Here is a 24,402-nt window from a genome sequence, read left to right as displayed (position 1 = left end):
TTGGACCGCCTCGGTTCGAAGGCGGCGACCGGCCGCTCCGGAGTCCGGGTGCGTGCCGCTGAGGCTCTCTCAACTGGGGGAGTGGGGTGTGGGGTGACGCCGTATCCGTCTCTCAGTGGGCGTCTACTTCCTTTGGTTTCACGGTAGTTCGCGAGGGCGTCCGGGGACGGTCACCGGCCGGTCCGGCGTGGGTCGGCGGGGGTGCCGGACCCGTCGGGTGACGGGTGGTCCGAACCGGGGGTCGGACGGTCGACGGGCGACGGGACCCCCGGTGGGTGCGGCGGGAAGGCGGTCCGGTCGCGGCCCCGGAGGGCGGGCTCGGCGAACGGGTGAATCGGTCGTGGCGTCGGCGTGTCGTGGCTCCGGGAGCCTCGGGGGAGCGGGTGACGCGCCGACAGGCGGGGTCGCGCGGGCGCTCTTAGGCTGACGTCGGGACCGGTGGCCTGCGTCCTCCGCGTGGTCGCGGGTCTGTTCACGGTGGGAGTCGGCTCATGGCGCGTGTGTGCGGACGGTTGCGTAAAGGCGTGACGATCGCCGCCGGGGTGGGCGTGCTCGGGCTGCCGATCGCGGCCGGAGCCGTGTGGGGAGCCGTGCGGGGGGAGGGGGAGGGGGAGCCCGCCGCTGTCACCGTCACCGTCGACGTACCCCATATGCCCACGTCCGCGTCACTGTCCGCCGACGAGGCGCCGGCCCTCGGGCCCGCCGTGCAGCGGCAGCTCGACGCGGCCGTTCAGGGAATCATGCGGGAGGTGCACGTCCCCGGTGTGACCGTGGGACTGTGGACGCCCGACAGGGGCAGCTACGTACGTTCGTTCGGAGTCGCCGACAAGAGCGAGGGCCGCCCGATGGCGCCGGATCTGTACATGCGGATCGGCAGCGAGACCAAGACGTTCACGGTGACCGCGTTGCTCCAGTTGGCCGATCGGGGCCGGGTGGGGCTGGACGACCCGATCGCGAAGTACGTCGACGGCGTGCCGGGGGGAAGCAGCATCACGCTGCGCCAGCTGGCCGGAATGCGCAGCGGCTTGTTCAACTACTCCGAGGACGAGACGTTCCTGAAGGCGTTGACGTCCGATCCGAAGCGGTCGTTCACGCCGCGGGAGCTGCTCGGCTACTCCTTCAAGCATCCCGTGCTGTTTCCGCCCGGACGGCGGTTCGACTACAGCAACACCAATCTCGTCCTGCTCGGCCTGGTCGTGGAGAAGGCCAGTGGGCAGCCGCTCGGGGAGTTCATCCAGAAGAACATCCTCCAGCCGGCCCGTCTGGACCACACGCACTTCCCGACCGACGCCGCCTTCCCGGACCCGCATGCCCGCGGGTACACGGACCAGACCGCGAGCGGGAAGACCGAGGAAGCGACCGACTGGGACCCCTCCTGGGCCGGGGCGGCCGGCGCGATGATCTCCGATCTGCAGGATCTGCGGACGTGGGCGCGCACGGTGGCCACCGGCACCCTGCCCAACGGCACCGCCCTGATCAGCCCGGCCCTGCAGCGGCAGCGGCTCATCGCGTCCCCGGCCGCCGCCCCCGGTGTCGGATACGGGCTCGGCATCTTCGATGTGCAGGGCTGGATCGGGCACAACGGTTCGCTGCCGGGCTACGAGTCCCTGGCCGTCTATCTGCCGTCGGCGCGGACGACCCTCGTGGTGCTGCTGAACACCGACGTCCGTCGGGACGGTCAGCAGCCGAGCAGTATCTTCGGCGAAGCCATTACGAAGATCGCCACGCCTGGGCACGTCTTCGGCCTGCCCGCACGGCCGTCGGCCGGATGAGGGACGGCCGCCGCCGTCCCCACCTCAACTCCCGCTGACAGCAAGCGGTTTCGACGGAGCGCCCCCGTCCGGTCGGCGTTCGTTGCGTTGCTCACATCACAGGTGTCAGGGGTCGGAATGTGGAGCGGGGCTTCACATCTTCATGGCATGCTCACGCCTTGTTACCCGTCGGTATGAACGCACCGACGGGCCATTCTGCAACCCCCCACCACCACAGGACAGATCTTGCGTATTCGCAAGGGGCACCTGCGTGCCCTCATGCCCGCACTCACCGCATCCGTGCTGTTGCTCGCGTCCGGCTGCGCGTCGGGGTCCGGTTCCTCCTCCGCCTCCGGCGCGTCGCCCGCCGGACAGCCCGAGGCGTCCGCCGCCGCGGCCGGGGACGCCGACGGCGCTCTCGCGGTCAAGGCGGCGCCCGCCGCCACGTCCACCGCACTCGCCCGGCCGGGTGCGACCGGCACACGGGCGCACCGCAGCACGCTCAAGGTGAGTTCGTACGACCGTCACACCCGACGGGCCGTCATCTCACAGGCGGTCAGGACGACGCCCAACCCGTCGGGATCGCACACGGGGCCCGCATCGCCCTCGGCGGCCCCGTCCGGCACCCCGAGCCGCTCCGCCGAGCCGGGGCGGATCGCCGTCGGTGACGTCATCGCCAGCGCGCCCGCGCCCGGCGCCCCGGACGGTCTCCTCGCCAAGGTCACCCAGGTGATCGGGGAGACGGGAGACGGCACCGAGGTGCAGACCGCGCCGACCACCCTCGACACCCTGCTCGGCGACGACAAGGCGAAGGGCACGGTTCCCGTCGACCCCTCGTCCTTCGACGTCGAGCGGCTGCTGCCCGATGTGAAGGTCTCCTGGGCCAAGACGGGGGACATCCACGCGGGGCCCGAGGGCGCGAAGCTCCCGCTGGGCAGTCTGCGTGTCGACCTCAAGGCCGATGTGCCCACCCCCGCGGGCACTCCGGTGTCGGCGGACGCAGCCGTGGCCGGGTACGTACAGGTCGCGCCCGAGGTCGACTTCTCCTACGGCGGTGGCGGCACGGGTGACGCGTCCGCCCAGGCCGGGCCTGCCTCGGCCTACCTCGGCGTGTCGGGCGACTGGACCTCGCAGTGGTCCCTGAAGGGGCGTGTCGGCGCCACGGCCAAGCCGGTTCGGGTGCCCTTCGCGAAGCTCCACGCCGACCCCGTGCTCCAGGTCGGCTCGATCCCCGTCGTCGTCAACCTCGATCTGACCTGCTACTTCGAGATCACCGGCGACGGAAACGTGACCGTCGCGGTGGAACAGGACCTCAAGGGTGACTTCAAGGCCGGGGGTACCTACGGCCCGGGCAAGGGTTGGACGCCCGTCAACGAGTCCACGATGACGAGCTCGCCGGTGCGCACCTCCTTGACGGCTGCGGGGAACGTCAAGGCAGCGCTCGGCGCGCAGGCTGCCGTCGGCCTGTACGGCGCGGTGGGCGTCAGCGCCGACCTGGCACCGTATGTGCGGGGCGAGGCGTCGGCAGCGGCGAGCGCGGCCGCGAGCCCGGGAGCGCTGCCGACGGCGGGCGCGGCCGGGGCGTGGGCGCTGTACGGCGGTGTCGATCTGAGCGGTGCGCTGCAACTGCAACTGTCCGTCTTCGGTACGCCCGTCCTTCAGCGCTCGATTCCGCTGGGCACGTTCCATCGGGAGTGGAAGCTCGCCTCGGGCGCCGTCTAGAGGCGATCCGCCGACAACCCGCCTGGTGGCGAGTGGCGCGCACGGCGCTCGCCACCAGGCAAGGGCCGGCCCCGTCCGTCCCACGGGACGTTCCGCCCATCCCCGGAACAGCGAAACGGAATTCCGGGTCCCCGGCACGGAAACGCTGGGCGACGTGAGATCACGCTTCGTGATCGGCAACGTCAGCACGGAGGTTTCCATGATTCGTCGGACACTGCAGGCGGGCCTGCTCGCCGCGGTCGCGATGCTCGCGCTCGTGCCCACGGCCGCGGTCGCCGTGGAGGGCGACCGGGCCGCCCTGGCGCCGGTCGCCGCGACGGTCCAGTACCGCCCGCACACGCTCCCCGCCGCCACCCGGCATGTGCCGGTCCGGCAGCGCGCCCACCGCTCCGCACTCTGCCGACGCTATGTGCGTCATATCCGCCACGTCCGTCACGTCGGCTACACCTGCCACCTCCGCCACATCCCGCGCACGACGCACCACCGCATCGGCTACGGCGCCCACACGGCGTACCGCCACCGCGTCGGCTACCTGACGGGGACGGCGTACCGCCACCGCACCGGCTATGTGACGGACATGGCGTATCGGCACCACACGTACCGTGCCGTCGGTCGTGTAGCCACCCGCTATGTCCCGCTGAACATCCGCTCCGGTCCGGGCACCGGCTACCGCGTGGTGGGACACCGCCACGTCAACGGCCGGCTGCTGCTGGTCTGCAAGAGGCACGGTTCGTACGTCCACGGGAACCGGCACTGGTACCGCCTCGCCGGCAGCAGGGGCTATGTCTCCGCGCACTACGTCCGCACGCGGAGCACCGTGCCCTGGTGCTGAGACGTCCCTTCTCTCTCCCCCGAAGGGGCAGGCCTGCCCGGTCACCTATGGGTGCCGGGCAGGCCTTCGGCATGCCCGGCCTCCGGCAACTCACGTTGTTCATACCGGTTTCCATGTGTGACGGCACCACAATCCCGGGAACACATCCTGACAACCAAGGGCGAACCGCCCAAAGTGGAATCGGCGTTGAGGGACAGGTCATGCGACAGCCTCAGGGATCCAGTGCGCGACAGCCCCAAGGATCCAGACCGTGAAAGCCGGCGTGGCACGGACGGCGGCGCCCTGGCGGACGGCGGCGGCCCCGCCGGCCGAGCCGGACGGACCGTTCGTGACGGAGCTGCGCGGCCTGAAAGAGCGTACCGGTCTCAGCCTCGCGGCCCTCGCCGCGCGTACCCCGTACAGCAAGTCCGCCTGGCACCGCTATCTCAACGGCGCACAGCGGCCGCCCCGTTCGGCCGTGGAGGCGCTCGCCGGTCTCGCGCGCGTCGACCCGGCCCCCGTGCTCGCCCTGTGGGATGCGGCCGACCGCCGGCAGGACCCGGACGAGCCGTCGTACGACGTACTCCCGCCGGAGTCCGTCCGGCCCCGATGGCTGCCCCGGTCGGCCCTCGCCCTGGTCGTCGCGGTGACCGCGGTGACCCTGACCCTTGTCGCGGCACACCGCTCGGGCGCGCCGTCCGGCCGTCCGGCCGCGCCCTCGCCCCGCTGTCGGGGCGCGTCCTGTCAGGGGCAGCTGCCGGACGTCTCCGCCTGCGACCGGGACGCGCAGACCAAGAGTTCGGTCCGGGACGCCTCCTATGCGGTACGGCTTCAGTACTCTCCGTCCTGCGGCGCCGCCTGGGCCGAGGTCCAGGCGCGGGCCGCGGACGCCCGAGTCATCTACGTACGGTCGGGACAGGACGTGCTCTCCGCGTCGTACCCGGGCGACGGCACCGCGGGCTCGAGCAGTCCGATGCTTGCCGTGAGTTCACCCGAAGGCGTGGAGGCGTGTGCTGGGGTGGACGGCAAGGTGGCGTGCACCGGCCTCGATGCCGAACCCGGGGGCGGACGCTGAGCGGATGATCGGCCCGGGGACGAGCGCGGGGGTGTGACGTGCCGACGCTCTGCTCCTGGCGGATGTCCTACATGTTGTAGGGTTTGGCTCGTCCGCCCGGCCGGTCGGTATCGACCGGCCCGTTGTCGCCGATCGGGGGATCCGCGTGCAGGAGTCCGACGAGCCGTCGCCAGTGGTCGGCACGACCTTCGAGGGGATGGTCGACCGGGCGCTGGACGCCCCGGAGATCGCGGCCGCGCTCGGCGCCGCAGGTACGGGCGCGTCCCGGGAGGAGCTGCGCGCCGAGGCTCTGGAGGAGCGCGCCCGCCTCGTCGGTGTCGCCGCCGCCGAGTACAGCCGCTATCTCACGCTCCGGGCCGCCGCGGTCGACCGCTACGGGTCCTCGGACGACGGTGATCAGGTGTCGGGCGGTTCGGCGGCGGACGGCGGTCGTATGTCGGACGACCCTGCGGATGATGAGATCCGTGCCTCGGAAGGTCCCGCGGGCGATGAGGTCCGTGCGTCGGGCGACCCTGTGGGTGATGGTGTCCCTACGTCCGGTGATCCCGCGAGCGATGACGACCGTACGCCCGGTGGCCCCGCGGACGACGCCCAGGCGTTCGGTGAAGTCACCCACGGCGACCCGTCGGGTGACGCCCCCACTACGTCAGGTGACGGCTCGGCCGTCGACGGCGACACGAAAAAAGTGATCCTCCCCGTCCTCGCCGTCCTCGTGCCGAGCCTCGGGGCCGTGGCCACCGGTGTGTTTCTGCTGTGCGGGTTCGGGCTGCGTGCCTTAGCTGTTCGTCCGCACATCGGCGACGGACTCGTGATGGCCGGGGTGATCGCCGCCGCCGTGACTGCGGGGGCGGCTCTCGGTGACCTGGCCTGGATCCTGGTGACGGGCGCACGGAGTCGCTCCGGCCGCCGTCCGGGCCATCCCGCCGACCGTGATCCCGAGGTGTGCCGGGCCCGGGAGATCTGGGAGAACGCCGTGCTGGAACGGGGGCTGGTGCCGTTCCTCCGGCAGCGCGCGGAGTCGGCGGGGGCTGACCCGGCGTACGCGTCCGAGGGGCATGCCGTGGGCGCGGAGGACGGGACGCGCTAGGCGCGCCGCGCCGTCCTTGCCTGACTCCTACCCTCGGCAGGGCGCACTGTTCCCCTACGGAATGTAGGGTCGATGGGAGTGCCCGGGAGAGCCGAGGGCAGACAGTCCCGCCCCCAGTGTCCGCTTCCGTCCACGCCGGTCGAACCGGCTTTTTGCCAAGGTGAGTCATCGCGGTGCCCGCACAGCCACAAGCAGTCATCCCCCAGCAGCGAGTCCGGCATCCGCAGGGCGCGCCGGAGGAGCGGCCGTCGCTCCTCGCACGTCTACGCCCGGGAGCGGCCGCCGCCACGGTCTGGTACCTGCGGCTGCAGGCGCTGCTGAACATCGCGGCGGTCGTCTCGCTGCCCTTCCGCGAGGAGGTGCAGGAGCACAACGTCGGTGAGTTCTTCACCCCCTACCTGGCCACCGCCGGTCTGGTCTCGGCGGCCCTCGCCCTGTTCCTCGCGGTGGTGATGAGGCGCCGCAAGCGAGCCGCATGGATCTTCAATATGCTGCTGGCCGGCCCGCTCTTCGCGCTCTACGCGCTCGCCCTCACCCAGGACGACTACGGCCGCCATGTCTTCAACTGGGTCTCCGCCCTGCTCACCGGCCTCTTCGTGGCCGCGCTGCTGATCGGCCGCAGGGAGTTCCAGGCCGTGGGCGACCGCTCCAACCCCCGGCTCGCCCTGGCCGTGGGCGCCTGCGGAATCCTGGTCAGCGGCGGCATCGGCACCCTGCTGGTGGACGCCACCAACAAGCTGGCCGGCGCCGACCTGACGGACAAGATCGCGTACACGCTGCTGCGCGGCGTCAGCGTGGGTCCGCTCGCCGACCGTATCTCCGCCGTGCAGGCCCCGCGCTGGGTGGACATCACCATCAACGGCCTGATCGCGGCCACTTTCCTGCTCGTCCTGTACGCCTGCTTCCGCGCACCCCGCGGCCGGGAGCTGCTCGGCGAGGCGGACGAGGAGCGCCTGCGCGCCCTGCTCGCCAAGCACGGTGACCGCGACTCCCTCGGCTACTTCGCGCTGCGCCGGGACAAGGCCGTGATCTGGTCCCCGAGCGGCAAGGCGGCCATCACCTACCGGGTGCTCAGCGGAGTCACCCTGGCCTCCGGCGACCCGATCGGCGACCCCGAGGCATGGCCCGGCGCCATCGACGCATGGCTGGAGGAGGCCCGGCGGCACGCCTGGACGCCCGCCGTCATGGGCGCGAGCGAGGAGGCGGGGACGATCTACGCCCGGCACGGTCTCGACGCCCTCGAACTGGGTGACGAGGCAATCGTGGAGGTCGCCGACTTCAGCCTCGAGGGGCGCGCGATGCGCGTCGTACGACAGGCGCACAACCGTGTCCGCCGGTGCGGCTACACCGTGCACATCCGCCGTCACGGCGACATCCCCGAGTCCGACATGGCGAGCCTGATCGAGAAGGCCGACCGGTGGCGTGACGGCGGCGGCGAGCGCGGCTTCTCCATGGCCCTGGGCCGTCTCGGCGACCCGGCCGACGCGAACTGCGTGATGCTGGAGTGCCGTGACGAGCTGGGCGAGCCCCGGGCCCTGCTGAGCTTCGTGCCCTGGGGCGAGCACGGTCTGTCCCTGGATCTGATGCGGCGCGACCGCGGCTGTGAGAACGGCCTGATGGAGTTCATGGTGATCGAGCTGCTGCTGCGCGCGCCCGATCTCGGCATCAAGCGGGTGTCGCTGAACTTCGCCATGTTCCGCGCCGTCTTCGAACGCGGCTCCCGGCTCGGCGCCGGACCCGTTCTGCGGCTGTGGCGCTCCGTGCTGACCTTCTTCTCCCGCTGGTGGCAGATCGAGTCCCTGTACCGGGCCAACGCCAAGTACCGGCCCGTGTGGGAGCCGCGCTTCCTGCTGTTCGAGAAGAGCGGCGACATCCCGCGCATCGGTATCGCCAGCGCCCGTGCCGAGGGATTCCTCACCCCGCCGAGTCTGCCGTCCCTCTTCCGGCGGCGGCACGCCCCGGCCGGGGGACAGGGGCAGTCCCCGCTCGCGCACGACAAGGGGCATGACAAGGGTCATTGAGCGGCAAAGTTCCGGGCCCCGGGTGAGACGGGGCGAGCGGGCGGACGTACAGCAGTAGTGGGGCCGAGCCCCTCCCGCGCCGTCCGCTCCTTCCGGAGGTACCCCGCCCGTGACGATCGTCAAAGCACCCCCGGCACCGGTCGACCGGCGCCATGACGAGGAGCCTTCGCAGGGCTGGCAGTTCACCTCCTCCCACGGCCTGGTCCTGCTGGTGCTCCTGCTGGTCGTCGGGCAGGGCCCCATCCGGCGGGCGCTGGGCGCGCCCGTGATGCAGAGCTGGATGACCGTGTTCCTCGCGGTGGTCGTCCAGGCCCTGCCCTTCCTCGTCCTCGGCGTGCTGCTGTCCGCCGCCCTCGCGGTGTTCGTCCCGCCGTCGTTCTTCGCCCGCGCCCTGCCGAAGCGGCCCGCCCTCGCGGTGCCGGTCGCGGGCATGGCCGGGGCGGTGCTGCCCGGCTGCGAATGCGCCTCCGTGCCGGTCGCGGGAGCGCTGGTGCGCCGGGGTGTCACGCCCGCGGCGGCGCTGGCCTTCCTGCTGTCGGCTCCCGCGATCAACCCGATCGTGCTGACCGCCACGGCCGTCGCGTTCCCCCGCAACCCCGAGATGGTCCTCGCCCGGTTCGCGGCGAGCCTGCTGGTGGCGTGCGCGATGGGCTGGCTGTGGCAGCGGCTGGGCCGCACCGACTGGCTGAAGCCGCCCGCCCGCGCGTCCTACGAGGGACAGAGCAAGGGTGCCGCGTTCTGGGGGTCCGTACGGCATGACGTGATGCACGCGGGCGGGTTCCTGGTCGTCGGCGCGATGGCCGCGGCCACCCTCAAGGCCGTGGCGCCGGCCAGCTGGCTGCGTACGGCGGCGGGCAACCCGGTGGTGGCGATCCTCGCGCTCTCGGTCCTCGCGGTGCTGCTGTCGATCTGTTCCGAGGCGGACGCGTTCGTGGCGGCGTCGCTGTCCCAGTTCTCGCTCACCGCACGGCTGGCGTTCCTCGTGGTCGGGCCCATGATCGACCTGAAGCTGTTCGCGATGCAGGCGGGCACCTTCGGGCGCTCCTTCGCCCTGCGGTTCGCGCCCACCACGTTCGTGCTGGCGATCGTGGTGTCGGTCCTGGGCGGGGCGGTGCTGCTGTGAACCGTCAGGCACAAGCGGCCGTTCTGTTCCTGGTCGGCGGGGCGATGCTGCACGCCGGCACGACCTCTCTGTATCTGCGCTACGTCAAGGCCGGACTCCAGCCGCTGCTGCTCGCCGCCGGAGCCGTGCTGATCATGGCCGCGCTCGCGACCGTCTGGTACGACCTGCGCCGGTACCGCGCGGCGCGGCAGCGGAAGGGCGGGGGAGTGGCACACACCGCCCCCGATGACAGCCACGGTCACGACGACGAGCACGGGGACGACGACGGCCACGGTCACGGCCACCACGGGCCGCGGATCTCCTGGCTGCTTCTGCTGCCGCTGTTCGCCCTGATCCTGGTCGCCCCGCCCGCGCTCGGCTCGTACAGTGCCCTGCGCGCGGGTACGGCCCTGCAGCCGCCGCTGGCCTACCCGGCACTGCCGTCCGGCGACCCGGTCCCGCTCAGCCTGGTGGACTACGCGGGCCGTGCGGCGTACGGCCACGGGCACTCCTTCGGCAACCGCAAGGTGGAGATCACCGGGTTCGTCGCCCTCGACCACGGGGGCACTCCGTATCTAGTCCGTATGGCCCTCAACTGCTGTGCCGCCGACGCCCAGCCGGTCAAGGTCGGACTCTCCGGCAAGCTGCCGCCCGTGCTGCAGCCCGACTCCTGGCTCCAGGTCACCGGCACCTACAGTGCCCGGCAGGCCAAGGACCCCGTCAACGGCGGCCGCATCCCGTTCCTCGACGTCGTGGAGGCCAAGCCGGTCCCGACGCCCAAGGACCCCTACGACGAGAGCTGGAACCAGTGACATGACCGGTCGACGGCGCGCCCGTGGCAGGAGCCGGGCGCGCCGATCGCCGCTGAGCACTCGCACGAAGGCCGGCTGAGTCCGGCCGGTTCAGACGGTGCGCGTCCGCACCCCGTCCAGCGCCACCGTCAGGACCAGGTCCCGCTGGGCGTCGTCGAGGAAGTTGGTCGCGGTGATCCCGGCGACCATCCGGACCAGGTCGTCGAAGCCCATGTCCGTGCGGGCCTCGCCCGCTTTCTGGGCCCGCTCGAACAGGGGGCCGCCCGCCTGGTACATGGACTCCCGGCAGGCGAGGAAGATGTCCGACTCGTCGTCCATCGCCTCGCGGATGGCGCGCTTGGTCACCGTGTAGTCCACGAACCGGCGCAGCCACGAGGTGAGCGCCTCCCACGGCTCGCGGTCCGCCACCTCCTTGGCCACCCGGCACAGGTCGTTCACCTCGCCCGCGTACACGCTCTCGAAGAGGTGACGGCGGGTGGGGAAGTTGCGGTAGAGCGTGCCGATGCCGACGCCGGCGCGGCGGGCGATGTCCTCCAGGGACGCCTCCGCCCCGTTCTCCGCGAAGGCCTCGCGGGCGGCCGCGATCAGGGCGTCGTAGTTGCGGGCGGCGTCCTTCCGGTGCGGCCGCTGGGCGGCCACGATCTCGCTGACGGGGAACGGCTGAGCCGTCACTGCTGCCTCCCTGGACGGAACCGGGTTGAATCGGAGGGTAGCCTCCGTTACAGTGGAGGTGTACCTCCAGTTTAGCAGTCGGGGTGCGTTCGGCCCGGGACGCGTGCGACCACACGCGTCGCCGGCGCCCCCACACCGCTCGACACCTCTCGACACCCCCTTCGACCCGACGCCGGGCCCGCGCGCACCGCGCCGTCCGGCCGCCCCATCCGCTCGCGACCGCTCCCGCGGCCGTCGGCGTGCTGTGCGCCGCCCGCGACGCGACCGAGCCCGTGGACCACGTACGACCACGTACGAGCCCGTACGACGCTGTGCGGCCTCGAACACACCCGTACGACCCCGAAGACCCGACACCCGCGTACGACCCCGTACGACCCGACTCGACGACCTGGGCCCCGCCCTGTCCGGAGAGGCTTTTTGATGCCACGGAAGTCCACCCGTCTCACCTTCGCCGTCCTGGCGACCGGTGCGGGCGTGTTCTCCATGCTGCAGTCGCTCATCGCGCCGGCCCTGCCGACCGTCCAGCACGCGCTGCACACCTCGCAGTCCACCGCCACCTGGGTGATGACGGCGTATCTGCTGTCCGCCTCGGTGTTCACCCCGATCCTCGGCCGGATCGGCGACCTCGTCGGCAGGAAGCGCACGCTCGTCGCCGTGCTGTTGACCGTGCTGGCCGGATGTCTGCTCGCCGCCCTCGCGCCGGGCATCGGCACGCTGATCGTCGCCCGGGTGATCCAGGGCGCGGGCGGCGCCCTCTTCCCGCTGTCCTTCGGCATCATCCGCGACGAGTTCGCCCCGTCCGAGGTCAGCGGAAGCATCAGCAACCTGTCCGCCGTGATCGCCGCCGGCGGTGGCGTCGGCATGGTGGCGGCGGGCCCCATCGTGTCCGCGCTCGACTACCGCTGGCTGTTCTGGATCCCGGTCGCCGTCGTCGCCGCGACCACCCTGATCGCCCTGCGCTATGTGCCCGAGTCGCCGCGCCGGGCCGAGGGCCGCGTCAACTGGTCCGGTGCCGTACTGCTCTCGGCATGGCTGGTGGCCCTGTTGCTGCCGCTCAGCCAGGCGAGCCAGTGGGGTTGGGGTTCGGCCCGCGTGATCGGTCTGTTCGCCGCCGCGGTGGTGCTCTTCGCGCTGTGGCTGACCTCCGAGGCGCGCTCCCGCAGCCCGCTGATCGACCTGCGCGTCATGCGGCTGCCCGCCGTGTGGACCACCAACACCGCCGCACTGCTCTTCGGTGCGGGCATGTACTCGATCTGGTCCTTCCTGCCGGGCTTCGTGCAGACGCCCGCTGTCGCCGGATACGGCTTCGGTGCGTCCGTCACCGGGTCCGGACTGCTCATGCTGCCCATGCTGATCGCCATGTTCCTGTCGGGCATGCTGAGCGGTCGCCTGGAGCCGGTCCTCGGCGCCAAGACCCTGCTCACGGCCGGTGCCGCCCTGGACGCGGTCGCCTGCGGCATCCTGACCCTCTGGCACGACGAGCAGTGGCAGGTGGCCCTGGTGGCGGGCGTGTTCGGCTTCGGCATCGGACTGGCCTTCGCCTCGATGGCCAACCTGATCGTCGGCAGTGTGCCGCCCGAGCAAACCGGTGCCGCGACCGGTATGAACGCCAACATCCGGACGATCGGCGGTTCCATAGGCGCCGCCGTCACCAGCGTCCTGGTGACCGGTCACCTCCAGCCCTCGGGTCTGCCCTACGCCTCCGGATACACCCACGGCTTCGGCCTGCTGGCCCTGCTCTGCCTCGCCGCCGCCCTGGCCGCGCTGCTCGTGCCGGTCCGGCGCGCCGCCCGGGTCACCGGAGTGCCGCGCGCGTCCGACGAGCAGGCCCGCACGGAGCCGGCGGCTGCCGTGCCGAGTGCGCGCGGCTGACGTCCGCGAGGAATGACCGCTCCGACCGCCGCCGGCCTCTTGGGGCGGCGGCGGTCCGGCATGAGCCGAGCCCTTGGACCCGCTCGCGGCGACCGAGGCCGTCGACCGTGTGGCGCAAACGGAACCCTGCCGCGTGGATCGGGTAGGAGGCGTCGCTAAGAGCCGTCACGTAATGCGGGTGGGGCACGCCTTGCTTGGGAAGCAGTGGCGCAGTGAGCGAGCCGCAGGTGCGTGAGGAAGGCGTATGGCCGGAACTGCCGCCGGGCTGGGGGTGGTTGTCAGTTGGGGCATGTAGCTTCGGTGTTGGTTGCTGTGCTGCCCATGGTGCGGACAGACACCTGTTGTCGGGACGTTGAACGGAGGTGGGTTTTCGGTGAGCGTGGAGATGCTCGAGATCGTGCCTGCCTTTGACGACGCGCCGGCCCGCCGGTTCCGCGGGAAGAACAAAGGGAAACGCTGGACGCGCGGCGAGGGCACCGAGCTTGCGGTAATCCGCCTCCCACTGGACGTCCCCGATCCCGGCATCAGGCATCGGTGAGCCGGCATCTTGTGCGCCGCCGGGACGCCTCCGCACCGGGCGGGTGGGCGTACGAGGCCCACCTGATTGTCCTGTGCGGCGGGTACTCGTCTACGCACACGCGAGCCCGACGTACGGCCGCGGCCGCGCTCGACCGTGGCGGCGTGGTCGACGGCAACGTCTCCAACCTCTCCATCGTCTCCTCCCCCTCCACATTCGACCCCTCTCATGGTGATGTCGAGGCCACTCGGATCGAACCCACCGACGACGAGCTAACAGCCCTGGCCAAAGCCCGCCGGAAGACACGCGGCCGCAAGAGGGCACTCGACCGCTCCCGCAGGGCATCGAACCCAGGCCAGTACAAGCCGTCGAAACGGCAGCAGACCCGGGCCGAGCGGCGCGCGGCCGCCGACCTCCCGGCGCGGACCGTCCAGATCCCCCGCGGCGCCCGAACAGCAAACACAGCAGGGGCGCCCCAACAGGCGTACCGACGCGACACACTGTCTGCCGGTCACCGTCTCAACCGGACCCGGATCGCCCAAGCAGCGGCGAGTGCGGCCGAGGCGAAAGACCACCGCGCCCGACGCATCGCCGAACGCATCGTCACCCGCCACGGCGCCGACCTCGTCGTCGAGGACTGCGACATCCGCACCTGGTACCGGCTCTGGGGCAAAGCCCTGCAGACCACCACACCAGGACGACTCCTCGCCGCCATAGCCCGCGAATGTGAGAACACCGGCGGGCGGATGCTCCGCGCCTCCACCTTCACGACGAAGCTCTCCCAGACCTGCTTGTGCGGAGCGCAAGTCGCCAAGACCCTCGCCGACCGGAACCACCACTGCACCTCGTGCGGGCTGGTCGGCAACCGGGACATGGTCTCCGCAGCCCTCAGCGCCCACGTCCGCCTTGAGAATCCGGACGACCCCAGCACTGCGCGCCTGGACATCGTCCAGGCACGCGGCACACAGAGCTTGTTCCACGAAGGCCTGCAAGAGGCCCTGTCGGGTCAACCGCAGCGCGGTGCCCGCCCCACCCGGGGCCGCATCCACGCGGCAGCCCCAAGCCGCAAACACCCGGCCCAGGACCTCTGCTCGACAAAACGTCACCAACCAGTACCGGACAAACCCCGAATGAGCCCCGACCCGCGAACGAGCGGCACAAGGCCCACGTCGGAACAGCCGGCTGTACGGACGACGCACCCCCAGGCGCGACAGCTCCGCACAGACACTGGACGGACATCACAGCATCACGTGATGACTCTTAGGATGAGCCCATGACATCCGGCCCGCGCATCCGCCTCGCGGCGGGTCGTGCGCACTGGATGCTGCTGGTGCTGACGGTGGTGGCCGGGGTGCTGGCCATGCACGCGCTGTCGCCGTCGGGGAATCCGTCGGCAGGCGCGCACATCATGGCGACCGGGCCGGGCGTCGCGGCGCACCACGCCGAGACCACCGCCGCGCACGCCTCCGACGCGGGATCGATGTCGGGCGCGGACATGGACAAGCTGGCGAAGCTGTACGGTGACGCCTTCGATACGGCGTTTCTGCGGATGATGGTCGGTCACCACCAAGGCGTTCTCACGATGGCCGAGGCGGAACAGGCCAAGGGTGCCTACGGCCCGGCCAAGGCGATGGCGCGGTCGATCGTCACTTCGCAGTCGGCCGAGATCACCGGGATGAACAGGATGCTCGGCCACAGCTAGGCCGGCCGCTCGTCGCCGTTCACCTGCCGCGGCCGCCCGCGGCGACCTGGGCGAGCGTACGACCGCTGCACACCGAGCGGGCACGGCGGGGATCCGGCGTGCCGTGCCCGCCGGACCCGGCGTGTCCCGTCCGTACCAGCAGCCAGGCGTCGTCCTCGTCCTTTCCCCTGCCGCCACGGAACCTGGTGAGGGCGTACTCGCCGTGGAGCTTCGCCCCGCGCAGCCGGAACGTGGCGTGCCCGTGTTCCAGCGCCTCGGCGAAGGGGACGGGTCGCCCACGGCGGTCGTGGCTGGTCGGCCGGTAGGTGCCGTGGTCCCAGACGATCACGGTGCCGCCGCCGTACTCGCCCTGCGGGATGACCCCCTCGAAGTCCTCGTACTCCAGGGGATGGTCCTCGGTGGGGACGGCGAGCCGCTTGTCGACGGGATCGGTCGAGAGGCCCTTGGGGACGGACCAGGACCGCAGTACGTCGCCGACCTGGAGCCGGAAGTCGAAGTGCAGCGTGCTCGCGTCATGGATCTGCACCACGAAACGGGGCTCCGCGCCGGAGGACGCGTCACTGCCCCGGGGCTCACCGGTCCGCTCGAAGTCCCGTTTGCCGCGATAGTCCCGCAGCCGATCGCTGCCACCCACGTCCGGCTCCTCTCCGTCCGACGGCCCGGTCGGCCGGCCCGGCCGGGGCGGGCTGTGTCGTCCGCGGCCCCCGAGTACCCCGTAGGCCGCCCTGACCACCTGAACGTGCGGCGGTCCTGGTCACAGCCAGCCGCGGCGAGCCGCGAGGAGGCCGGCCTGGAAGCGGGTGGGGGCACCGAGCTCGGCCATCAGACGCTGAATGCGCCGTTGTGTGGTGCGCTCGCTCCAGCCCTGGGCCCGGGCGATGGCGGCGTCCGTGAGCCCGGCGGCCAGCAGCGTGAGCAGATGGCGGGTCTCCACGTCGGGTGCGTCGTCCGGGGGTTCCTCCGTGGTGCCGGTGTGCGGCGCCTGGTCCGTCACGCACAGCGGAAGGGCTCGTTCCCACTCCGCCTCGAAGAGCGACTCCAGGGCCACCAGCATCGGTGAGCTGTGCACCAGGTAGGCGGCGGACAGTCCGCCCGGCGCGAGACTGAAGGGGATGACGGCGTTCCGACTGTCGCAGATGACGAGCTTGAGCGGCAACTCGGCCCGGACCCGCGCCTGTTCGCCGGCCCGGACGCTGGGCAGGATGTCGTTGTGCAGGCGGCCCGGCCAGGCCACCGCCGCACGGTCGTAGACCACCCGGTGCGCCACGCCCGCACGCTGCTGCTGGAGCTGTCCTTCGAGGTTGCTGCCCGGGCGGTCGACGTACGGGGGCCGGTCGAGGATCCGTACCTCGCGGCAGGCCTCGGCGGTCAACCGTCGTACCGCGGCGCTGATGTCGGCGCGGTCGGTGAGCAGTTCGACCGGCATGTCGGGGTGGCTGATCCGGGACGCCTCGCGGTGGGCGTCCGTCAGCCGGTGCACCAGCAGCCGGGCCTCGTCGAGTTGCTCCTCCCGCCGGCGGATGAGGGCGGCGACCGCGACATCGGGTGCCACGGCGGTGAACCGGGGCGGGCGCCCGGTCGCCCGTGTCGCGAGGCCGTCCTTGACCAGCGCGGTGAGCAGCCGTGCCACGGCCGGGGTGGACAGGCCGCAGGTGTCCGCCACCTCGCGGGCGGTGGCCCGCGGCAGGCCGACCAGCTCGGCGTACACACGCTCCGTCTCGTCCGTCAGCCCCAGCACGTTGAATGCCATGCGTTCTCACCGTCTCCATGGCGGCCTCCGCCGGCCGGCGGAAGACGGTCACCTCTGTAGCCCTGTGCAACTCGAGTCGTGATCGAGATCATCCCTCCCGGTGAGGCGGCGCCCTCCGGCGGGTCCCTGTAACTGCGTCGCACGGTGAGGCGAGGAAGCGCGGAATAGAGACCTTCTGTTTCGGGCGTCAATAAAGAGCGAGTTAAATCCTGCCCAATCCCGCAATTTCACTGGCGACTTCTGGCCAGTTGGCGGAACTCCGCCACCCTCCTCGTCTTGTGCCGGCTTTTGCGGATTGACAGATTCCCCACACCGTTGGCGCTGATCGGGGGACCGGCGCCTTCTCTGTGCTTCCCCCGAGTTCTCTTGCACGAAGTGGAGTTCCTATGACAAGGCGGAGACGAGCGTTCGCTCGCGGCCTCGCCACCATAGCCAGCGCGGCCCTCTTGCTCGGCGCACCCGTGCAGTACGCGACGGCCACCGGAAGACAGACCCCGGCGCCCGATTCCGGTGCGAAAGGTAGATCTGCGGGGGCCGCGCTGCCCTCCACACCCGGATCCTCAGCGCTCGGCCCGTGGCGCTCGTTCCTGAAGCCCACGCTCGCGCAGAAGAACAGCCCTCACCAGGTCCTCATGGTGCTCGGCTCGACCACCCAGGTGACCGGCACCTCACTGGGCAAGCAACGCAATCTGCAGGCCCGTACCCCGCTGACCTCGAACGCCACCGTCAACACCGCGCTCCACCGGGCCCACGCTGTCTCCATGCGGCCCCTGGTGCCGGGGCTCACGGCCGCCCAGGCCCGGCAGTTGCACTCAGCCGCCCAGACGAAGCTGGGCTCCGGGGCGATCGACCTGTCCAAGGTCCAGATCGTCCAGCTCGCCGGCGGCGACGCCTCGGCGGCTGCCCGGACGCTGGCCGCCACACCCGGTGTCGTCTACGCCGAGCCCGACCAGACCGTCTCCCCCATGAACACCGGCTCCGTGCCGCTGCCCTCCTCGGCGAACGCCCCGGCGGGCAAGGCCGGCTCGTCGGCGAAGGAACAGGACAGCGGTACGACCGGCTCCGACGGTGTGCCCGGCAACGCGGCGCTCGGCACCTCGCTGCAGAGCTTCCTCAACGCGGGCGGCGTGAACGCGACCGGCGCCTACAGCGTGCTGAAGCAGAAGTTCCACCAACTGCCCGGCACCGGTGAGACCATCACCAACGTCTCGGTCGGCGACCTCACGGACGCGTCGACGCCGAACCTGGGCCCGTCGGGTCCGACGACCGTCGTCCAGAACGGCCGGCGGTACCTGGACATCCCCACGATGCCCTTGATCCCCACCTACACCGCGGACGCGACCGGCGCACTCGACCCGACAGGCTCGGCGCAGGGGGAGGACCCCGCGCTGGGCGAGGTGCTGCTGGACTTCTCCGTGATGGCTCCGCTCCCGCACGACCTGCAGCGTCCGGGCATGGAGGGCAGCGGCAACTCCGACCTGCTGGGCATCGCCCCAGGCGCGAACTACCGGCTCGTGGTCCCGCAGCAGCCGACGTTCAGCCAGATCACGCTGGCGCTGCTGGCCGCGGCCCGGCAGCAGCCGCGCCCCGACGTGATCACCGCCAGCCTCGGCTACGGCACCGACGCATTCGGATTCCCCGGCCGCTATCTGGAGGACGACCCGGTCACGCAGGCCGTGATCGCGTCGATCGTGCAGCAGTACGGCATCACCGTGGTGGTCTCGTCGAACGACGGCACCCGGCTGTACACCAACGCAGCCGTCGGGCCCGACGGCGGCAGCACCCCGACCGACGTGACGCGCAAGGCCGCCGACACCACCCGGATCGACGACGACCAGGTGTCGACCACGCCCAGCAAGGTGCTGGACTCCGGCGCGATCGCCGCGGGCGGTACCACGACCGACGACACGCTGTCCGTGCCGCCGCAGAACGGCGGAGCAGCGTCGGGCAACGGGACCTGGGCGACCACCAGGCTCAACGGTTCCGAGGTCTTCTCCTCGGGATTCGGCACGCGCGTCGACGTCTCGGCGCCCAGTGACGGCATCCCCGCCTTCGAGCACCTGGGCCGGACCGCACAGTCGGTGAAGGAGGTCCTCAGCGGGGGCACTTCGGCGTCCGCGCCCGAGATCGCGGCCGCTGCCGCGGTTGTGCTGCAGACCTCGCGGCTGACCGGGCAGCACCCGTCGCCCGATGACGTCCGCTCGCTGCTGGAGCGCACCGGCCGGGCCGTGCCCACGCCGCCGCAGATCGACCGGCCGCTGCACGTGGGCCCCCAGCTCGACGTCACAGCCGCTGTGCAGGCGGTGCTGGCCAAGGCGCACGGCAGCCAGACCGGTACGGGCTTGCCCCGGATCGTCCGGCTCTCGGTGGCGCATCGCCAGACCACCGGCGGGCTCGGCGGCTCGTACCTGGAGGCCACCGACCCCGGACGCATCGACCTGGCCGGACCGGGCACGGGCGCAGCGGCCACCGGGGAGGGCCTGGTGGGGCCGGTTACCATCGGCGTCGACGTGACCGGCCTGTCCGACCGGCAGGGCGTCAGCTATGCCCTGCGCATCGGGCGTCACACGTTCGCCTCCGATGTGCCGGCGATCCGGCTGACCCCCACGCAGATGCTGACGGCGGCCGGACTGCCGGTCGTCGCCACGACGGACCGTCAGCTCTCGCTCACCTTCGAGGTGCGCCGCGGCCACCAGGTGCTGGCTTCCGCCACCCACGAGCTGACCTTCGGCCCCACGGACGGCGGCTATGCTGAGGCGCTCGCCCCGGTGGTCCGGCCCGTGGCCGAGGCGGGGCACTCCGTGCAGGTGAGCTACGACCTCACCGGAGTGCGGAACGTCAGCTCGCCCCAACTGGTCGTGTCGGGGGTCGGCCACTGGAACCCCGCGTCGGCACCCATCTTCTCCGCCTCCTACACCGCCCCGCTGACGGGACTTCGCGGCACGCTCACCGTCCCCGCCGACGCCTTCTCCGCCGGCGGAGGCATCTACGGGATCGGTATCGTCCAGAACCCCACAGGCAGCTCCAAGCGCGGCCCGGTGTACGGCGAGTTCGCCTCGGTCCGGGTCGGCGGCGGTGACTCCTCGCAACGCCCGGCGGCGCCGACGCTGGCCGCGACGGCATCCGGGGAGTTCGGTCATCTGCTGGAGATCAACCGGGCCGCACCGCGGTTCTCGGTGCACTACGACGTGTCGCGGGTCAAGGGCGCTGTGGGCACCCTCCTGGAGTTCTCCGCGCCCGGACCGAACATGTACAACTCGTACAACCTGGTCAGCAACCAGAACGGCACCACCCGCGACCACGACGGTGTGAACAGCCCGGCCACCCTCGACCGGTCGCTGAAGGGCACCAGGGGCACGGTGGACCTCGACGCCCTCGCACTCAAGGTGCCTTCATCGACCGATTACGACCTGCGGGTGTTCGCCGTCGACGGGCAAGGCAAGACAGTCGGGCAGGCTTCGCCGACGTCGCTGCTGGCGTACGACGACGGACCGACTCCCGACGGCACAAACCTGACCGATTTCGCGATCGTCCCCGGCGGCACGTCCGTCGCGGCGGTCGAAAGCCCCACCGGCGAAGGCTCGGTGTACGACTACGACGCCGCCACCGGAACCTATGGGCGCAAGTTGACGAGCGACCCCGCGTACGGCTCCATCTACGAGGTGTTCGGCGTCGACTCCGCCCACCACACGCTGGTCCTGCACAAGCAGACCACGACCGGCGAGCAGTGGCTCGAGACCTACGACACGAGCACCGGCGACGCAGTCGGCAGTCCGGTGCGGGTCGACGACCAGTACGTCGTGACGGGCGGGCGGGTGGACGCCGAGCGTCACCGTGCGGCGGTGCTCGCCTACCGTTCGAATGACCACGCGGGCTTCGTGCTCCCCGTGGACACGGCGACCGGCGCTCAGGGGACGCCGATCCAGCTCGACCCCACCTCGGACGGCTTTTCCACGTACGGCCTGCTGGACGTGGACGAGTCGACCGGCGTCTTCTCCGCGCAGAAGTCCGGGATCGGCGTCAACTGCTTGGCCTCGATGGGGTCCGGCACCGTGGCCGCGGTCGACCTGGACAACGGAACGGTCACCCACAGCCAGGGCGGAGTCCCCTGCGCCGATACCCTCGCCTCCGACCAGAAGGGCGGCCTCTACGAAACGTGGTACCACTCGCTCAGCGTCAACTTCGCCGGCACCGGGTACTTCGCGCAGTTGCCCAGCGGGGACCCGGTGGGTTCCGCGACGGGGCAGGCGCCCCGTGCGCTCGCCGTCGACGGTGAGCACCAACTGGCGCTGCTCGCCTACCGGTTCCCGGATCTGAAGCCGATGGGCGGCTTCCAGCAGTACGGCTTCGCCGACAACAACGCCACGGGCCGCATCGCCGTCGTCGACCTGAAGACGGGCAAGACGGTGGGCGCCGTGACCGGCGTCGAGTACCCGCTGTTCGGCAACTACAACGGCCGGCTCGAAACCCATCACGAGCGCGCCGTCCAGCTCGACCCGGCCACCCGGACCGGTTGGACGTACGCGGGCGACGGCAGCCAGATCCAGCAGTTCTCGTACTGACCCGATCCGCTGCTCGACCATCCCGGTCCGCGGGCGCCACGGCGTCCGCGGACCGTCTCGTCGTGCGGGCGTCCCCTCCGGCGCGGACCGTCCCCCCGGGTCAGGCGTCCCGGCCGCCCGATCCGACCCCCGGGACGATGTGCCGCAGGGCGTCGGTGAGCCGGGGGAGGTCCCCGGGGTCGAGATGGTCCAGGACGTGGCGGCGCACGCTGGCCAGATGCGTCGGCCAGGCCTTCTCCAGGCGCGCGAGGCCCTGGTCGGTCACGACGGCGTTCCAGCCGCGCCCGTCCTCGTCGCACTTGGCGCGCTGGACGAAGCCCTGCTTCTCCAGGCGGTTCACCACCCGGGTCATCCCGCTGAGCGACAGATTGCAGACCGTGGCGAGTTCGTTCATCCGCAGATGACCGCCGGGGGCCTCGGACAGATGCATCAGGGCCGTGTACTCGGACAGCGGCAACTGCGCGTCGCGGAGCATGTCGGTGTCCACCGCCCGCGGCAGCAACATCATCACCCGGCCCAGCGCACGCACGAAACCTTCCTCGCTCGCACTGAGGGGCGTGAGGGGTGACGGAGGGCGTTCGGCGGACGGCATGGCGCCGATTGTAGCTGCTTGACAAGTCAAGGATTCCGCGCATCTACTTGCTCACGCAAGTATTTACTTGACGAGGCAAGCGAATGTTCGGATTCAGGAAGCGCAGGGAAAAGACCATGACCAAGATCGGCATCATTCTCGGAAGCACGCGCCCCGGCAGGAACGGAGAGGCCGTCGCCCGCTGGGTGCTGGAGAACGCGAGCCGGCGCACCGACGCGGAGTTCGAGCTCGTCGACCTGGCGGACCACAACCTCCCGCTGCTGGACGAGCCCTACCCGCCGTCGCTCGGGCAGTACACGCAGCCGCACACCAAGGCCTGGTCCGAGAAGATCGCCTCCTTCGACGGCTTCATCATCGTCACGCCCGAGTACAACCGCTCGGTGCCCGGCGCCCTGAAGAACGCCATCGACTACCTCTACGCCGAGTGGAACCACAAGGCGGTCGGGTTCGTGGCCTACGGCTCGACCGGCGGCACCCGCGCCGTGGAGCATCTGCGTCTGATCGCCGGTGAGCTGCACATGGCCGATGTGCGGTCCCAGGTGGCGCTGTCCCTGTTCACCGACTTCGAGAACTTCAGCGTCTTCAAGCCCATCGAGGCGCAGCTCGACGCCCTCACGGCCACGATCGACCAGGTCGTCGCCTGGAGCGACGCCCTCGCGCAGCTGCGCACCAAGAACTGACCCCAGCCCCGAGCGGTGCCCGGACCTCGGTCCGGGCACCGCGGCTCGCCGTTCGCGGGCCCTACCGAAACCGGAGCCCGCAATGACGAAGCGTCCCGCTGCCCGTGCGGGGGAGGAACACATGGTCACGCTCGGACTGGACACCTTCGGCGATGTCACCGACGACGCCGAGGGCCACTCGCTGTCGCACGGCGAGACGATCCGCAAGCTGGTCGAGGAGGGAGTCCTCGCCGATCAGGTCGGACTCGACCACTTCGCCATCGGGGAGCACCACACCGACTGGATGCCGCTCTCGGCCGCCGACGTGGTCCTGGGAGCCATCGCCGCACGCACCTCGCGCATCCGGCTCGGATCGGGTGTCACGGTCATCAGCTCGGACGATCCCGTACGCGTCTACCAGCGCTACGCCACGCTGGACGCCCTCTCCCACGGCCGGGCCGAGATCATCCTCGGCCGGGGGTCGAGCACCGAGTCCTTCCCGCTCTTCGGCTACGACCTCGCCGACTACGACCTGCTCTTCGAGGAGAAGGTCAACCTGTTCGCCGAGCTCCTCAAGGAGAAGCCCGTCCACTGGTCCGGCCGCACCCGTGCGAGTCTGGACGGTCTGTCCGTCCACCCGCACAGCGAGTCCGGGGCGATACCCACCTGGATCGGCGTCGGCGGCAGCCCCGAGTCGGTGATCCGCACTGCGCGGTACGGCTTCTCGCTGATGCTGGCGATCATCGGCGGCCCGACGGCACGGTTCGCCCCCTTCTCCGCCCTCTTCCGCGAGGCCCTCGACAGGTTCGGGCAGCCGGAGCGGCCCGTGGGTGTGCACTCCCCGGGACATGTCGCGGTGACGGACGAACAGGCCGTGGCGGAGTTCTGGCCGTACTACGAGCGCACGATCCGGAAGGTCGCCGTGCAACGGGGATTCCGGGCGCCCACCTTCGAGCAGTTCCGGCACGACGCCGGCCCGGACGGTGCCCTGTACGTCGGATCGCCCGAAACCGTCGCGCGGAAGATCGCCGACACGCTCCGCACCCTGGGCGCGTCCCGCTTCGACCTGAAGTACGGGATGCACGGTATGCCGCACGCGTCCCTGATGGCCTGCATCGAGCTGTTCGGCACCGAAGTCGCGCCCCTGGTGCGCGACATGACGGCCTCCTGAGCGGCCCGCCGGGGCGCCGGACCGTCACCGCCGGGCGCGGTAGTCTCCGGGTATGCGGATCTCCGTCTCCTCGGACATGGACGAACCGGTCGCCCGCAGCCTCGTCGGGGAACTGCGCGGTCGCGGCCACGAGGTGCTGGTCCACGGTGCCCTGCGCCCCGATGACGACGCCCAGTGGGCGGCGTGCTCGGAGGCCGCGGCCCGAGAGGTCGCCGACGGGACGGCGGACCAGGCCGTCGTGTGCTGCTGGACCGGCACCGGGGCCTCGATCGCCGCGAACAAGGTGCCGGGCGTACGGGCGGCGCTGTGCACGGACGCCTACACGGCCGACGGGGCGCGCCGCTGGAACGACGCCAATGTGCTGGCGCTCAGCCTGCGGCTGACGTCCGAGCCGCTGCTCAAGGAGATCCTCGACGCCTGGTTCGCGGCCGAGGCGAGCGGGGACGCGGACGACCGCGAGAACGTGGCCCGGATCGGGCGGCTCGACGGCGGCAGGCCGACGCCGTAGCGGACCGGTGCCGGTC

The 24,402-nt window shown here is 71.2% G+C and carries 20 protein-coding genes; 16 read left to right on the top strand and 4 right to left on the bottom strand.

Annotation, left to right across the window (positions count from 1 at the left end):
• The first annotated feature begins 491 nt into the window (after positions 1–491).
• The 8 genes from ACFYX0_RS23490 to ACFYX0_RS23455 all read left to right on the top strand — a co-directional run bounded on the left by ACFYX0_RS23490 (position 492) and on the right by ACFYX0_RS23455 (position 10,381).
• On the top strand, positions 492–1,772 hold the full coding sequence (locus tag ACFYX0_RS23490; protein WP_388972863.1) for a serine hydrolase domain-containing protein: 1,281 nt from the start codon (positions 492–494) through the stop codon (positions 1,770–1,772).
• A gap of 225 nt (positions 1,773–1,997) precedes the next feature.
• Positions 1,998–3,473 (top strand): hypothetical protein, encoded by a 1,476-nt coding sequence (locus ACFYX0_RS23485; protein WP_388972861.1) that lies wholly within the window; start codon positions 1,998–2,000, stop codon positions 3,471–3,473.
• A 199-nt stretch (positions 3,474–3,672) separates the two neighbouring features.
• The gene (locus ACFYX0_RS23480) at positions 3,673–4,305 is read left to right on the top strand and encodes a hypothetical protein (RefSeq protein ID WP_388972859.1); all 633 of its coding nucleotides are present in this window, start codon (positions 3,673–3,675) and stop codon (positions 4,303–4,305) included.
• 250 nt (positions 4,306–4,555) lie between these two features.
• On the top strand, positions 4,556–5,359 hold the full coding sequence (locus ACFYX0_RS23475; protein ID WP_388972857.1) for a DUF2690 domain-containing protein: 804 nt from the start codon (positions 4,556–4,558) through the stop codon (positions 5,357–5,359).
• Positions 5,360–5,504: 145 nt separating this feature from the next.
• Entirely contained in the window at positions 5,505–6,446 is a 942-nt protein-coding gene (locus ACFYX0_RS23470) for a hypothetical protein (RefSeq protein WP_388972855.1), read from the top strand.
• Between the two features lie 173 nt (positions 6,447–6,619).
• The gene (locus ACFYX0_RS23465; protein WP_388972853.1) at positions 6,620–8,467 is read left to right on the top strand and encodes a phosphatidylglycerol lysyltransferase domain-containing protein; all 1,848 of its coding nucleotides are present in this window, start codon (positions 6,620–6,622) and stop codon (positions 8,465–8,467) included.
• 109 nt (positions 8,468–8,576) lie between these two features.
• Positions 8,577–9,590: a permease gene (locus ACFYX0_RS23460; RefSeq protein WP_355911104.1), complete on the top strand. Its 1,014-nt coding sequence runs from the start codon at positions 8,577–8,579 to the stop codon at positions 9,588–9,590.
• A complete protein-coding gene (locus ACFYX0_RS23455) occupies positions 9,587–10,381 on the top strand; it encodes a TIGR03943 family putative permease subunit (protein WP_388972851.1) in 795 nt (264 codons plus the stop codon). Before ACFYX0_RS23460 ends, ACFYX0_RS23455 begins: the two co-directional genes overlap by 4 nt.
• Positions 10,382–10,471: 90 nt before the next feature.
• Here ACFYX0_RS23455 and ACFYX0_RS23450 read toward each other — a convergent pair whose 3' ends face one another.
• The gene (locus ACFYX0_RS23450) at positions 10,472–11,053 is read right to left on the bottom strand and encodes a TetR/AcrR family transcriptional regulator (RefSeq protein ID WP_388972849.1); all 582 of its coding nucleotides are present in this window, start codon (positions 11,051–11,053) and stop codon (positions 10,472–10,474) included.
• A 420-nt stretch (positions 11,054–11,473) separates the two neighbouring features.
• Between ACFYX0_RS23450 and ACFYX0_RS23445 the strand changes: the two genes are divergently transcribed.
• The 4 genes from ACFYX0_RS23445 to ACFYX0_RS23430 all read left to right on the top strand — a co-directional run bounded on the left by ACFYX0_RS23445 (position 11,474) and on the right by ACFYX0_RS23430 (position 15,144).
• Complete coding sequence (locus ACFYX0_RS23445) at positions 11,474–12,925, top strand: MFS transporter (protein ID WP_388972847.1); 1,452 nt, start codon at positions 11,474–11,476, stop codon at positions 12,923–12,925.
• 373 nt (positions 12,926–13,298) lie between these two features.
• Entirely contained in the window at positions 13,299–13,463 is a 165-nt protein-coding gene (locus ACFYX0_RS23440; RefSeq protein ID WP_388972845.1) for a hypothetical protein, read from the top strand.
• Complete coding sequence (locus tag ACFYX0_RS23435; RefSeq protein WP_388972844.1) at positions 13,460–14,719, top strand: zinc ribbon domain-containing protein; 1,260 nt, start codon at positions 13,460–13,462, stop codon at positions 14,717–14,719. Before ACFYX0_RS23440 ends, ACFYX0_RS23435 begins: the two co-directional genes overlap by 4 nt.
• Entirely contained in the window at positions 14,716–15,144 is a 429-nt protein-coding gene (locus tag ACFYX0_RS23430; protein ID WP_388972842.1) for a DUF305 domain-containing protein, read from the top strand. Before ACFYX0_RS23435 ends, ACFYX0_RS23430 begins: the two co-directional genes overlap by 4 nt.
• Before the next feature lie 19 nt (positions 15,145–15,163).
• Here the strand turns inward: ACFYX0_RS23430 and ACFYX0_RS23425 are convergent, their stop codons facing one another.
• Both ACFYX0_RS23425 and ACFYX0_RS23420 read right to left on the bottom strand, forming a co-directional pair.
• Complete coding sequence (locus ACFYX0_RS23425) at positions 15,164–15,778, bottom strand: DNA polymerase ligase N-terminal domain-containing protein (RefSeq protein ID WP_388972840.1); 615 nt, start codon at positions 15,776–15,778, stop codon at positions 15,164–15,166.
• 120 nt (positions 15,779–15,898) lie between these two features.
• The gene (locus tag ACFYX0_RS23420) at positions 15,899–16,894 is read right to left on the bottom strand and encodes a helix-turn-helix domain-containing protein (protein ID WP_355911085.1); all 996 of its coding nucleotides are present in this window, start codon (positions 16,892–16,894) and stop codon (positions 15,899–15,901) included.
• A 632-nt stretch (positions 16,895–17,526) separates the two neighbouring features.
• Between ACFYX0_RS23420 and ACFYX0_RS23415 the strand changes: the two genes are divergently transcribed.
• Positions 17,527–21,456, top strand: coding sequence for a hypothetical protein (locus ACFYX0_RS23415; RefSeq protein WP_388972838.1), 3,930 nt, complete (start codon positions 17,527–17,529; stop codon positions 21,454–21,456).
• Positions 21,457–21,556: 100 nt separating this feature from the next.
• Here ACFYX0_RS23415 and ACFYX0_RS23410 read toward each other — a convergent pair whose 3' ends face one another.
• The gene (locus tag ACFYX0_RS23410; RefSeq protein ID WP_388972836.1) at positions 21,557–22,048 is read right to left on the bottom strand and encodes a MarR family winged helix-turn-helix transcriptional regulator; all 492 of its coding nucleotides are present in this window, start codon (positions 22,046–22,048) and stop codon (positions 21,557–21,559) included.
• Positions 22,049–22,164: 116 nt separating this feature from the next.
• Here ACFYX0_RS23410 and ACFYX0_RS23405 point away from each other — a divergent pair, with 116 nt between their 5' ends.
• From ACFYX0_RS23405 to ACFYX0_RS23395, 3 genes are all read left to right on the top strand, one after another.
• Positions 22,165–22,728, top strand: coding sequence for an NAD(P)H-dependent oxidoreductase (locus ACFYX0_RS23405; RefSeq protein ID WP_355911080.1), 564 nt, complete (start codon positions 22,165–22,167; stop codon positions 22,726–22,728).
• Positions 22,729–22,849: 121 nt separating this feature from the next.
• Positions 22,850–23,878: an LLM class flavin-dependent oxidoreductase gene (locus ACFYX0_RS23400; RefSeq protein ID WP_388972834.1), complete on the top strand. Its 1,029-nt coding sequence runs from the start codon at positions 22,850–22,852 to the stop codon at positions 23,876–23,878.
• 52 nt (positions 23,879–23,930) lie between these two features.
• Positions 23,931–24,386, top strand: coding sequence for an RpiB/LacA/LacB family sugar-phosphate isomerase (locus ACFYX0_RS23395; protein ID WP_355911075.1), 456 nt, complete (start codon positions 23,931–23,933; stop codon positions 24,384–24,386).
• The last annotated feature ends 16 nt before the right edge of the window (positions 24,387–24,402 follow it).

It is taken from the genome of Streptomyces sp. NPDC002573, assembly GCF_042889625.1.
Lineage (GTDB): Bacteria > Actinomycetota > Actinomycetes > Streptomycetales > Streptomycetaceae > Streptomyces > Streptomyces gibsoniae.
This window is presented reverse-complemented; position numbering and strand designations above follow the sequence as displayed.

Coding starts and splice junctions, on each gene's coding strand:
- ACFYX0_RS23490 (WP_388972863.1), top strand. CDS start 492: ATGGCGCGTGTGTGCGGACGGTTGCGTAAAGGCGTGACGATCGCCGCC.
- ACFYX0_RS23480 (WP_388972859.1), top strand. CDS start 3,673: ATGATTCGTCGGACACTGCAGGCGGGCCTGCTCGCCGCGGTCGCGATG.
- ACFYX0_RS23445 (WP_388972847.1), top strand. CDS start 11,474: ATGCCACGGAAGTCCACCCGTCTCACCTTCGCCGTCCTGGCGACCGGT.
- ACFYX0_RS23430 (WP_388972842.1), top strand. CDS start 14,716: ATGACATCCGGCCCGCGCATCCGCCTCGCGGCGGGTCGTGCGCACTGG.
- ACFYX0_RS23420 (WP_355911085.1), bottom strand. CDS start 16,894: ATGGCATTCAACGTGCTGGGGCTGACGGACGAGACGGAGCGTGTGTAC.
- ACFYX0_RS23415 (WP_388972838.1), top strand. CDS start 17,527: ATGGTGCTCGGCTCGACCACCCAGGTGACCGGCACCTCACTGGGCAAG.
- ACFYX0_RS23410 (WP_388972836.1), bottom strand. CDS start 22,048: ATGCCGTCCGCCGAACGCCCTCCGTCACCCCTCACGCCCCTCAGTGCG.
- ACFYX0_RS23405 (WP_355911080.1), top strand. CDS start 22,165: ATGACCAAGATCGGCATCATTCTCGGAAGCACGCGCCCCGGCAGGAAC.
- ACFYX0_RS23400 (WP_388972834.1), top strand. CDS start 22,850: ATGGTCACGCTCGGACTGGACACCTTCGGCGATGTCACCGACGACGCC.
- ACFYX0_RS23395 (WP_355911075.1), top strand. CDS start 23,931: ATGCGGATCTCCGTCTCCTCGGACATGGACGAACCGGTCGCCCGCAGC.